The following is a 12,517-nucleotide window of genomic DNA, read 5'->3' on the forward strand; positions in this document are numbered from 1 at the left end:
CAATGCTTGCTTGATGCGCAGACACATCAAAACGGAGCAAACGCATGTTGGGGCATTGGGCAACGGTCTTGCAATCGCAATGGGGCATCTCGGCAAATCTAAGCCGGTTAGACGGTGAATATGACCTGAACTTTCTGGCCTCTGCAGATGATGGCCAGCGCTATATTCTCAAAGCCATGCGCCCCGGTTGTGAGGCAGGGTTGGTTGATTTGCAGGCCCAGACATTGGCACACATCGCACAAAACGCACCAGACCTGCCATTCCCCCGCGTTGTCCCAACACAAAGTGGACAAATGTTAATCGAAGTCGCCGATGAAGGCGGAAAAGCCAGATTGGCCTGGGTACAGGTTTGCTTGGCAGGCCAGTGTTACGCCAAGTCGGAGCCAAAGTCGCTCGATCTCATAGAGAATCTGGGACACGTACTCGGAGAAACAGACAAGGTTCTGGAAAGCTTCCAACATCCAGAACTAGGGCGGGATTTCAAATGGAACTTGATGCAAGCCGATTGGATCAATGATCACCTTGACGCCATTGGCAAACCAGAACGTAGGGATTTGATCGCAGACATCGCCTCTGGTTTTTCTGACGTTAAGGGCCGATTGGATGCCCAACCATTGCAAGCCATCCACAATGACGCCAATGACTACAATATTCTGGTTAAAGGCCATTTATCTGAGCCGCGAATTGTCTCAGGCCTGATCGATCTTGGCGACATGTGCGCCGCCCCGCGCGTCTGTGATTTGGCCATCGCAGGGGCTTACATTGTGCTGGACCATCGTAACCCCGAACAGGCGCTTGCCGCGTTCGTGCGAGGCTATCATGAGGCAAATCCCTTATCGGCGGGTGAGGTGAGCCTGATCTGGCCGCTATTGCGCATGCGCTTGGCTGTCTCAGTTGTGAATTCCACACTGATGGCGGTAGAAAACCCAAACGATCCCTATGTGACAATTTCACAGGCTCCTGCTTGGCGGCTACTTGAAAATGACACCATCAACGGGGATCTAATGTCAGCGCGTTTGCGGGCGGCTTGCGGGCTACCCGTGACCGATGGGGCAGAACGCATTCACGCCTTTCTCAATGATCAACGTGGGGAGTTTGCGCATCTTTTCGGACAAAGTCTGTCTGATACGCCAATGGGGTCTTTGTCCGTTGAAAACTCAACATGGCCGCAAAATCCGTTTCACATGCCGCTGGAAGAGGCCGCGCGTGTCGGCGAAGAGTTCGGCCCCGAATGGTGGCTAGGCTACTACAACGAGCCGCGCCTGATTTATGCGGAACCGGGTTTCCGCAAGGGCCCTTGGAAGGCCAGTGACCGCCGCACCGTTCATCTGGCTGTTGATGTCTTTACACCCGAAGGGACAGCCCTCTATGCACCAATGGATGCGACTGTCGAAGTTGTCGAAGACCGCGACAACCACCTCGACTATGGCGGGGTTGTTATTTTGTACCACGAAACGCCTGATGGGGATGGGTTTTACACACTCTACGGCCATCTGGACCCCGAGCTTTGCGATCGCCTGAAACCGGGGGATAAAATTGCAAAGGGCGAGGCTTTCGCCAAGTTGGGCGATCCCACACAAAATGGCGGCTGGTCCCCACATGTACATTTCCAATTGGCCCTGACCACGGTGGGGATGGAGGCCAATTGGCCCGGCGTCGGCGACCCAGACGAAATGTACCTTTGGCACGCGGTTTGCCCAAACCCGGCGGCGCTTTTGAATCTGCCGGATGAAAAGGTGTTCTATCGACCAACCGACAAGCAACAAATCAAACAAGGGCGGCAAGATCATTTCGGGCAAAACCTGACCCTGACCTACGATGATCCGGTGATGCTGGTTCGCGGTTGGAAACATCACATGTTTGATGAATGGGGGCGGCCGTATTTGGACGCCTACAACAATGTCCCGCACGTCGGCCATGCCCACCCGCGCATTCAGGCCGTGGCCGCGGATCAGCTGAAACGGATGAATTCGAACACGCGCTATCTGCATCCGGCGCAAACGGCCTTTGCTGACAAGATTCTGTCGAAGCTGCCTGATCATCTCGAGGTTTGCTTTTTTGTTAATTCCGGTACCGAAGCCAATGAGCTGGCCTTGCGGCTTGCCCGCGCGCATACCGGCGCCAAAGGCATGGTGACACCGGATCATGGTTATCACGGCAATACTACCGGCGTAATCGATATTTCTGCATACAAGTTCAATGCACCGGGAGGCATTGGCCAATCTGATTGGGTCGAATTGGTCGAGGTGGCGGATGACTATCGCGGTTCTTTCAAAAGAGATGATCCAGATCGCGCCCAGAAATTTGCCGATCTCATCGACCCGGCCATCGCCAGCCTTCAACAAAAGGGCCGTGGCCTTGCGGGGTTCATTGCCGAAACATTTCCTTCAGTCGGTGGGCAGATCATTCCACCCCAAGGGTATCTTGCTGCCGTTTACGAAAAGATCCGCGCTGCCGGAGGGGTTTGCATCGCAGATGAAGTGCAAACCGGCTTGGGGCGTTTGGGCGACTATTACTTTGGATTTGAGCGTCAAGGCGCGGTGCCTGACATCGTGGTCTTGGGAAAACCCATCGGCAACGGTCATCCGTTAGGTGCGTTGGTCACCACCCGCGCCATCGCCGAAAGTTTCGCCAAAGGACCAGAGTTTTTCTCGACCTTCGGCGGCTCCACTCTGTCGTGCCGCATTGGCAAAGAGGTGTTGGACATAGTTGATGACGAAGGATTGCAAGAGAATGCCCGCCGGATGGGCGAACGACTGAAGCAGGGTTTAGAACAGATGGAAACTGAATTTGCCTGTGTTGGTGATGTACGTGGTATGGGCCTGTTTCTGGGGGTTGAACTAATCAATCCCGATGGAAGTGAAGGCACAGCAATCTGCAAATACATTAAAAACCGCATGCGGGATCATCGTATCTTGATCGGTAACGAAGGGCCCAAGGACAATATTCTGAAAATTCGTCCCCCCCTGACGATTGAGGCGGAAGACGTGAAGATGATTTTGCGAAGTCTGCGCTCTGTGCTGCAAGAAGTGCAGGTCTGAAATCCAAATAAGAAAGGCGCCCCGATTTTTATCGAGACGCCTCCACGAGGTAGGTCTGTTACGACCTGGCTATTCGTCATCTTCCAGCGAAAGTGCGACAAAACGTGGATCTCCGCCACGACGCACCAGCAGTAAAATTGATTTACGTCCAGCGTCCTTGGCTTCGCTGATCCGGTCTTCCAGATCCTGAATGCTGGTGACATTCTGCTGCCCTGCTTCGGTGATCAAATCACCAGCGCGCATACCTTTTTCATATGCTTCCGACAGCGAATCCAGATCGCGCACCACTAAACCTTTGGCATCATCAGCCAGATCAAGTTGGCTTCGCAGATCGCCATTCAGCTCACTCAATTCCATGTCGAGAACGGTTTTCTCGGTTGGGGCCACTTCTTCTTCGCCGTCATCGGCACCTTCTTCCTCTGCGGTGCCTTCTGCGGCCTCTCGGCGCCCCAACGTGATTTTCAAAGTTTGGGTTTTCCCATCGCGGAACACCACAACACGAACGGTTTTACCAACTTCGCTGTTTCCAACTTCGCGTACGAGGCCACGGGTATCTTTCACGTCCTTACCGTCGAAAGACATGATCACATCGCCAGACAGAACACCCGCTTCGGACGCCGGCCCTTCTGGGACATCGGTAACCAGGGCGCCAGCCGCCTTTTCCAAGCCAATAGCCTCGGCCACATCTTCGGTCACATCCTGAATACGCACACCCAGCCATCCACGGCGGGTTTCTCCAAATTCCTGCAGTTGGTCAACGACCCGGGTCACAACATTTGAAGCCATCGAAAAGCCGATGCCGATGGAACCGCCATTTGGGGACAGAATGGCCGTGTTCACGCCGATCACTTCGCCATCAAGATTGAACAGAGGACCGCCTGAGTTGCCTTGGTTAATCGCCGCGTCAGTCTGGATGTAATCATCGTAGGTACCGCTCAGTGCACGGTTTCGGGCGGAAACAATGCCCGCGCTGACCGAGAATCCCTGACCCAGCGGATTACCCATTGCGACAACCCAATCACCGACGCGCGCGGTATCGCTATCGCCGAATTTGACAAACGGCAGCGGTTCCTCAGCTTCGACTTTCAGCAGCGCGATATCGGTTTTAGGATCCGTACCGATCACCTCGGCCTTCAACTCCTCGCCAGAGTAAAACTCGATGATGATTTCATCAGCGGCTTGAATGACGTGGTTGTTGGTGACCACAAATCCGTCTTCGGAAATGACAAAGCCTGAACCCAGCGCCTGTGTCCGCTGTGGACGATCGCCTTGGCCGTTACGGTCACGGAATTCGCGGAAAAAATCCTCGAACGGAGAGCCTTCGGGGACAATCGGGGAGGGTCCACCATCCGCAACAACAGTCGACGTTGTGATATTTACAACAGATGGGCTGATGCTTTCGGCCAAATCGGCAAAGCTCTCGGGGCGGGCATTTGCGGACAGCACCTGCAAGACCAGCATGGCAACAGCCAATACCAGGAACCAAAAAGACTGGAATATACGATGAACTAGATTTTCTGCTGTTGCTGTACGGGCTTTCACGCCGGGTTCTCCTTTGCCACAAGTGGAGCAATGTGAGGCAACTGTAAAAGTCACCAGATTTCTTTAACTATTTAGTCGCTCACGATCAGATCGCAAATTGCACGACAACTGGTCACAGCCATGTGATCGTTCTAACACCTAAAACTCATGCGCCAAGGTATTTTGCGACCCACACCAACAAAACACCCAGCGCCACAGCAATCAACCCCATCATACGCCTGCTGCTTTCAGGCATTTCCTTGAATGCTTCAAGAAGCTGCTCAACAAGAGAAGGGGCCAGTGCATAGACCAGCCCCTCAATCACCAGCACTAGCCCGATGGCCAGAAGAATTATACTCATTGTTGTGACGACTGTCCTGTGGGCGACTTGAGATAGTTAAAGAACTCGGAATCCGGGCTCAGCACCATCGAACTGTTGCCACCACCAAGTGCTCGCTCGTAAGCAGAAAGTGATCTGTAGAACTCGAAAAACTCCGGATCTCTGCCATAGGCTTCAGCAAAGATCGCGTTGCGCTCAGCATCTGCTTCACCGCGAGTAATCTCAGCTTCGCGGCGCGCATCCGATACCAATTCGACCACGGTCCGATCCGCTTGCGCACGAATGCGTTGAGCTGCCTCTTTACCCCTTGCACGTTCATCGGTCGCCTCACGTTCTCGCTCAGCTTTCATCCGGTCGAAAGTGGCTTCAAGGTTTGCTTGTGGCAAGTCCGTCGCTTTCAGACGAACGTCAATCACATCAACACCCAGCGCACGTGCTTCGGCAATCGCACTATTGCGAATGCGCAGCATCAACGCAGCCCGGTCCGAGCTAAGTATGTCACGAGACGATACCGAACCAAGAACCTCACGTGTTTCTGCGCGAAGGATGCGATCAAGGCGATCTTCGGCAACAGGAATGCCGCCAACACCAACGGCCTGGCGGAACTGTTCAAGATCTGAAATCCGATAGCGCGCAAAGGCATCTACAACCAATCGACGATCATCAAGTGGAGTAACTTCCAGCGGCTGAACGTCAATAGAAAGGATACGGTCATCGTATCGAACAACTTCCTGAATCAGTGGAATCTTAAACGCCAATCCGGGTTCTTCTTTGACGGCAACCACACGACCGAACTGCAGAACCAAAGCGCGCTCCCTTTCATCCACGATAAAGATCGAAGACAGGCCTGCCGCGCCGAGGATAGCTAAGAGAATAAGGAAAATTGGTGATTTACGCATCAGTTGCTCCCCTCGCCAGAATTGCGGCGCAGTTCATTCAATGGCAGATATGGGACAACGCCTTGTCCTTGACCGGTCGAATTTTCGTCCAAAATAATCTTATCGACGTCGCCCAAAACTTGTTCCATTCGCTCCAAGTAAAGACGTTTCCGGGTCACTTCAGGCGCTTTGGAATACTCTTCCAAAACTGCAGAGAAACGGCTGGCCTCACCCTGGGCGCTATTGACTTGCTGTGCACGATAACCTTCGGCCTCTTCCAGAACTTGCGCGGCTTCACCACGCGCATCGGCTAGAACTTGGTTCGCGTAGGCATCGGCAACGTTTTGCAATCGGTCACGCTCTTGCGCAGCGGCCTGAACATCCCGAAATGAGGCGATCACATCCTGAGGAGGGTCGGCCTTGTCAAAGTTTACCCGAATGATGTTTACGCCTGAATCATAACTGTCCATCGTAGACTGGATCAACTCTTGCAGCCGATCCGCGATAATACCGCGATCCCGGTTGAGGATTGGAGCCAGTTCGCTTTGTGCAATAATCTCGCGCATCGCTGATTCCGACACGGCGCGGATCGTCTGACTTGGATCACGAAGGTTGAACAGATACCGAGCAGGATCGTTAATATTCCAAACAACCTGATAATCGATATCAACCACGTTTTCGTCACCGGTCAACATCAGGCCATCATCGCTTCCGCGAGCCCCGCCCATATCTTCGGTTTGTTCACGGGTGACTGGGATGACTTCAGCAGTCACAAAAGGCCATGGCGCAAAATTAAGACCTGGGTCACCAACGGAAGAAAACTCTCCCAAAAACAGCTCAACCGACTGCTCTTCAGGTTTGACTGTGTAAAAACTTGCAACCCCCCAAAGTACCGCAGCAGCTAATACGCCAAGGACAATCGTTCCCTTACCGAAACCAGGTCCGCCCTGGCCTGAGCCACCCTCACGGCCATCGCCACCTCTGCCGCCCATAAGGACGCGCAGGTGATCTTGGCCTTTTTTCATCAGCTCATCGATTTCAGGAATCTGAGGGCCGCCTTCGGGCGGGCGTTGGCCACCGCGATTTTTGTCATCGCCGTTGTTCCCGCCTGAGTTTCCGCCGCCGCCCCATGGGCCGCCAGAATGTCCAGCCATCTATTCTCTTCCTTTGTTACCTCGCCTTTGCAGGCGCTTCTCTCTAACCTGTGCAGAAAAGCTGAAAAATCAACCTGTCCGCACCGGAGTTTTCATGGTTACAATTTCTTCCGACATTGTGGGATGAACTGCAACCGTTCGATCAAAATCTTCCTTTGTAGCGCCCATTTTAACCGCTACACCCGCCAATTGGATCATTTCACCAGCGCCCGGCGCCACGATATGGCAGCCCAGAACCTTACGCGTGGCCTGGCTGACGATCAGCTTCATCATCACCCTGGCGGCGCGCCCGGCAAAGCTTTGCTGCATCGGTTTGAACGACGTCGCATAAACTTCGATCGGCTCTTGCTCACGCGCGGCCTCTTCGCTCAGGCCCACAGTGCCAATCTCGGGCTGAGTGAAAATCGCGGTAGGGATCAGGTCATGATCCACTTTGGTCGGATTGCCGTTAAACACGGTTTCCACAAAAGCCATACCTTCGCGAATAGCGACCGGGGTCAGATTGACCCGGTCGGTCACATCACCCACGGCATAAACTGATGGCACAGAAGTTTGCGAATACTCGTCAACGACGATCTCGCCCTTACGGCCAAGGTTCACACCAATTTCTTCCAGACCCATGTCGTCCGTGTTCGGATTGCGGCCTGTGGCGAACATCACTTCTGAAAAGACTTTCTCAGATCCGTTGGTTGCCTTGACCTTATAGCCACCCTCAACGGGTTCCATCGACATGATGTTGGTGCCCAGGTGTAGATCAATACCTGCTGCGATCATTTCATCGGAAACCAGTCCGCGTGCTTCTTCATCAAAGCCACGCAGGATTTGCGCACCGCGATAGTATTGTGTCACATCAACGCCAAGGCCGTTCAGGATGCCCGCGAATTCACAAGCGATATAGCCACCACCGATGATCAGGATGGATTTTGGCAGCGCATCAAAATGGAACATATCATTGCTGGTTAGTCCGTGTTCGGCCCCCGGCAAATCTGGCTTCACTGGGCGGCCACCTGAAGCGATCAAAATGTGTTTTGCCGTTTTGCGCGTGCCATCCGCAAGCTCGACAGTGTGCGCGTCCGCCAATTTGGCGCGACTATCAAAAGTTTCGACGCCATTTGAATTCAAGATATTGCGATACACGCCTTCCAAACGGTCCAGCTCTGCATGAAGCTTGCCTTTGAACGCGTCCCAATTGAACCCGCCCGCATGCACAGTCCAACCATAGGCCTGCGCATCCGAAATATGGTCAGGATATTCGCTGGCAAAGACCATCAGCTTTTTGGGCACGCAGCCGCGGATCACACAGGTCCCGCCATATCGATCCTCTTCCGCCAATGCGACCCTAGCGCCACCTTGCGCGGCCACACGTGCGGCGCGCACCCCACCGGAGCCGCCACCAATTACAAAAAGATCATAGTCAAACGCCATCGTACTTCGCCTTTAATCCTGAAGATCAGTGAACAGGTTATCCGAGCCCTCAAACTCCAGACGGTCCTGCGCAATTGTGCCTTCGTTAATGTCACGTGTTTCCACCCGGCCATCACCATAACCAAGAATCACGACATCGCAGATATCAATAAACAACCCGTTTTCAACCACTCCGGGGATCTGGTTTAAAACCATCGCCATCTGGTGCGGGTTTCCAATTCGGCCCAAATGCAGATCAAGAATGTAGTTTCCCTCGTCCGTCACAAACGGCTTGTCGTCGTTCATACGAAGCGTAACATCCTGTCCCAGCACATCCATGCTAACCAATAGCTCTTCGGCTAAGGACTTAGAAGTCTTCCAGCCAAAGGGGATGACTTCGATTGGCAAAGGAAAAGCGCCAAGGCTCTCTACTTCTTTGCCAACATCGGCTATCACGATCATTTGATCGCTGGCTGTGGCGACAATCTTTTCCTGAAGCAGGGCGCCACCACCACCTTTGATCAGATTCAACTCTTGATCAAATTCGTCGGCGCCATCAATCGTCAGATCCAGCCATTTGGCCTCATCCAGCGTGACCACTTCGATACCAACGTCGCGCGCCAGCTCTGCGGTGCGGGTGGATGTTGGCACGCCTTTGATTTTGAGCCCATCATTGCGCACCAAGTCACCCAGACAGCGCACCATCCACGCCGCCGTACTTCCGGTGCCCAAACCAACACGCATTCCATCTTCGATAAAATCAACCGCTCGTTTTGCAGCTACAAATTTGGCTTTGTCGATGGGCGACAGTTCTCCGGTCATGGCAGTGACTCCAAAATGTTTTGCGTTTTATAACAACTTCTCGGCCACGTGCGAGGGGGGCAGCGTTGATTTTAAGCGGAAATCGCGAATTCTCTTTAGGCCTCTTTCAGCGAACGCTATCCATTTTCAACTTGGTATTCCGGAAATGCCGTCTTAGATTCCCTTCAAAGGTATGAAGCGTCGCATTTAACATTCCCAATTGCGTAAAAATCAGGCAATACCAACCCAAACTGGCCAGGCCATGGAGACTTAGCGAATGTTCTTGTCGGTATTTGACATGTTCAAAGTGGGCGTCGGCCCATCTTCCTCCCACACGATGGGGCCGATGGTGGCTGGGGCGAGTTTTCTTGATAAAATGCGCGCAGCTCCTTTCGATTTTAAGGGCTTGCGTGGATCGCTACACGGATCATTGGCCTTCACCGGCATTGGGCACGCGACCGACCGTGCAACTATTCTTGGTCTGGCGGGATTCATGCCTGACACCTATGACCATGAAAAAGCGGAAGCCGTTTTAGAAGATATCCGCGCCACACATACTGTGTCGCCAGAGGGGCTGCCGACACTTTCCTTCAACCCCAAAGAAGACCTGGCGTTTGACTTTGGCCCCAACCTGCCGGGCCACGCCAATGGCATGATCCTGATGGCAACTGACGCGCAAGGCGATGTCATCTTGCAAGAAACCTATTATTCCATCGGCGGTGGCTTTGTCGTAACCGAGGCAGAACTAGCTGATGGTCCAGAAGCGCAAGACGAAACGCCGGTCGCTTATCCATTCACTTCCGCCGCTGAGATGCTTGAGATGGCGGAAAGGTCGGGCAAATCCATCGCCGAAATGAAGCGCGAAAATGAAATTTCGAGAGGTGGGGCTGAGAACCTGGCAAAGGGCGTCGCCCGCGTATGGCAGGTCATGAACGATTGCATTGAACGCGGCCTCGTCACGGATGGCATTTTGCCAGGGGGGCTGAACGTCAAACGCCGCGCCAAGAATATTCACGATGCATTGTTGGCCGAGCGCGGCACAAATCTGAATGCTCCTCATAAAATTAATGACTGGATGAGCGTCTATGCCATGGCGGTCAACGAAGAAAATGCAGCTGGCGGGCAGGTGGTCACAGCGCCAACAAATGGAGCCGCAGGGGTTGTGCCATCAGTAATCAAATACTGGTTGGAACATGTTCCGGGTGCCTCTGAGACCCGCATAGAAGAATTTCTTCTGACCGCATCGGCCATCGGCGGGCTGGTCAAATTCAACGCGACCATCAGCGGCGCTGAAGCCGGCTGCCAAGCTGAAGTTGGTAGCGCCTCTGCCATGGGTGCCGCCGGTCTTGCCGCCGTCTTGGGTGGCACACCGATGCAAATCGAAAACGCGGCTGAGATTGCGCTTGAACACCACATGGGCATGACGTGCGACCCTGTCAAAGGTCTGGTGCAAGTCCCCTGCATCGAGCGCAACGGTTTGGGCGCGATCAAGGCAGTTTCTGCCGCCTCGCTTGCCATGCGCGGCGATGGCACACACCTCGTACCGCTTGATGCCTGCATTGAGACGATGCGCCAAACCGGGCTTGATATGGCAGAAAAGTACAAGGAAACTTCGTTGGGCGGCCTTGCCGTGAACATTCCAAACTGCTGATGGCTCAGTCCAGCCGCACCAGCTTGGGTATTTTGCTGATGGTGGGGTTTGCAGTTCTTGCCCCAGCCATGGACGCCTGTGCCAAATTGATTGGCGATGGGCTGGCCGTGGGGCAGATTGTAACCACCCGTTTCATTTTCCAATCTGCAATCTTGATCCCCATTGCGGCTTTTTATGGATGGCTTCATTGGCCAAATGGGCGGGAAACAGCCCTGCATTTGGCCCGTGCGTCCCTGATTATCATCGCAACATCTTTTTTCTTTACAGCGCTGCGTTACATGCCGATCGCAGACGCTATTGCCATTTTTTTCGTTGAACCATTTATTCTGACCTTGTTGGGAAGCTTGTTGTTGGGGGAACAAATCGGTCCACGGCGCTATGTTGCTTGCGTTATTGGCTTTGCGGGGGCCCTATTGATTATTCAGCCCAGTTTCCGAGAGGTCGGGTTTGCTGCCTGTCTTCCGCTCGTGACTGCGTTAACCTTCGCATTCTACATGATCCTGACCCGCCAGATGGCCACCCGGATGCACCCGATCACGCTGCAGGGATATACTGGAATTGCCGCACTGGCGATTGCCTTGCCTTTGCTGTTTGCCTTTGAAGGGTCTGGCTTCGGCCCGCTTGATCCAATCTGGCCGGATCAACGCCAAGTCATCCTTTTAGTCATACTTGGGTTGATCGCAACTCTATCACATGTCTTCATCAGCTTTGCGCTATCGCTAGCGCCCGCCTCGTTGATTGCACCAATTCAATATCTGGAAATCGTCAGCGCCACGATTTTAGGTTACTACATCTTCAACGACCTGCCTGATGCGATGACCTTTCTTGGCATCTTCCTGATCGTAGGATCGGGACTGTTTGTGTTTTTCCGCGAACGCCATCTTGAGCGCCGCCCAACCCCAGCGCCTTGATCAAAATTTCAACCCCAGGCAGCCGTGGTATCAATCAAAGCAGTAGCAACGATTTCCAACGCGTCTTGCGGAAGAATCACGAGCATCTTCGGAGCTGTCATGTCCAATTGAACCGGACCGGTGGCCCGATTTGATGTGCCAATCCTACCATCTGGTGCAAAATTCAGCCCATTAATTGGCCACTCCAAACCATCTGACATCCCTTCGACGGCCCCCATCGGGAAGAGCGACACCGGACATCTCGCAGGTAAATCGAGGGATAAAGACGGCGGGCACAAGAATACCAATTCGTTCAGGCCGATCAAAACACAACGCTGTTGCGGAAACCGTACCAATGCATTGTATGCTGCCAGTTGGTGATCTTGTCGGTCACCGGAAAAACCGACTGCCAGCATCAACGGTGCGGCAATGTTTCGGAGGCATTTTTCGAAGTCTGTGCTGTCTTGTTCCTCGATGGGAAAAAGGACAGAATCCGGTAGCTTTTTTTTAGTATTTTCAGAAATCGAATCAAAATCGCCAATCACGGCAAGCGGTTTCAGTCCTTTATTTACGACATAATTGGCCCCGCCATCAGCGGCAGCCAAATCTGGCGCAATTGTAAGCGCCCGCTCCAAATCGCCTTCAGATATATTTGCACCACCAATAAGAGTTATTGGATTTAAAATATCAACAATCACGATATTTTCCGTAAATTTAACCTAATACCCGAAACAAAACACATTCTGACCATCAAATAATACGTTAAAATTCTAAGAATCGAGCATGTTTTGTCCTGTCTAGGGTGATATTTAAGTCATTGTACGCAAATAAAGCGAA

9 protein-coding genes and 1 pseudogene are annotated in these 12,517 nt (G+C 53.1%); 3 read left to right on the forward strand and 7 right to left on the reverse strand.

The features are described from left to right. Positions 1-41 precede the first annotated feature (41 nt). A pseudogene (locus ROA7450_RS09345) lies at positions 42-3,041 on the forward strand (aminotransferase class III-fold pyridoxal phosphate-dependent enzyme); the annotation flags it as partial. Between the two features lie 69 nt (positions 3,042-3,110). Here the strand turns inward: ROA7450_RS09345 and ROA7450_RS09350 are convergent. From ROA7450_RS09350 to rpiA, 6 genes are all read right to left on the reverse strand, one after another. Next, positions 3,111-4,502, reverse strand: a complete 1,392-nt coding sequence (locus ROA7450_RS09350; RefSeq protein ID WP_143534420.1) for a Do family serine endopeptidase — start codon at positions 4,500-4,502, stop codon at positions 3,111-3,113. 226 nt (positions 4,503-4,728) lie between these two features. Further along, positions 4,729-4,923 carry a DUF2065 domain-containing protein gene (locus ROA7450_RS09355; RefSeq protein ID WP_085805444.1) on the reverse strand — a complete coding sequence of 65 codons (195 nt, stop codon included), beginning with the start codon at positions 4,921-4,923 and terminating at the stop codon, positions 4,729-4,731. Continuing rightward, entirely contained in the window at positions 4,920-5,801 is an 882-nt protein-coding gene (hflC, locus tag ROA7450_RS09360; protein WP_085805445.1) for a protease modulator HflC, read from the reverse strand. Before hflC ends, ROA7450_RS09355 begins: the two co-directional genes overlap by 4 nt. Continuing rightward, the gene (gene hflK / locus ROA7450_RS09365; protein WP_085805446.1) at positions 5,801-6,934 is read right to left on the reverse strand and encodes an FtsH protease activity modulator HflK; all 1,134 of its coding nucleotides are present in this window, start codon (positions 6,932-6,934) and stop codon (positions 5,801-5,803) included. Before hflK ends, hflC begins: the two co-directional genes overlap by 1 nt. A 69-nt stretch (positions 6,935-7,003) precedes the next feature. Next, entirely contained in the window at positions 7,004-8,359 is a 1,356-nt protein-coding gene (gor, locus tag ROA7450_RS09370; protein ID WP_085805447.1) for a glutathione-disulfide reductase, read from the reverse strand. A gap of 12 nt (positions 8,360-8,371) precedes the next feature. Then, positions 8,372-9,160, reverse strand: coding sequence for a ribose-5-phosphate isomerase RpiA (gene rpiA / locus ROA7450_RS09375; RefSeq protein ID WP_085805448.1), 789 nt, complete (start codon positions 9,158-9,160; stop codon positions 8,372-8,374). A 256-nt stretch (positions 9,161-9,416) separates the two neighbouring features. On the opposite strand from rpiA, the gene ROA7450_RS09380 reads away from it, so the two are divergent. Both ROA7450_RS09380 and ROA7450_RS09385 read left to right on the forward strand, forming a co-directional pair. Continuing rightward, the gene (locus ROA7450_RS09380; RefSeq protein ID WP_085805449.1) at positions 9,417-10,790 is read left to right on the forward strand and encodes an L-serine ammonia-lyase; all 1,374 of its coding nucleotides are present in this window, start codon (positions 9,417-9,419) and stop codon (positions 10,788-10,790) included. Continuing rightward, positions 10,790-11,701, forward strand: a complete 912-nt coding sequence (locus ROA7450_RS09385) for a DMT family transporter (protein WP_085805450.1) — start codon at positions 10,790-10,792, stop codon at positions 11,699-11,701. The genes ROA7450_RS09380 and ROA7450_RS09385 overlap by 1 nt, the downstream gene beginning before the upstream one ends. An 8-nt stretch (positions 11,702-11,709) precedes the next feature. On the opposite strand, the gene ROA7450_RS09390 is transcribed toward ROA7450_RS09385, so the two are convergent. Further along, positions 11,710-12,378, reverse strand: a complete 669-nt coding sequence (locus tag ROA7450_RS09390) for a thiamine diphosphokinase (RefSeq protein ID WP_085805451.1) — start codon at positions 12,376-12,378, stop codon at positions 11,710-11,712. Positions 12,379-12,517 lie beyond the last annotated feature (139 nt).

Origin of the sequence: Roseovarius albus, from assembly GCF_900172335.1 — a bacterium.
GTDB classification, from domain to species: Bacteria; Pseudomonadota; Alphaproteobacteria; order Rhodobacterales; family Rhodobacteraceae; genus Roseovarius; species Roseovarius albus.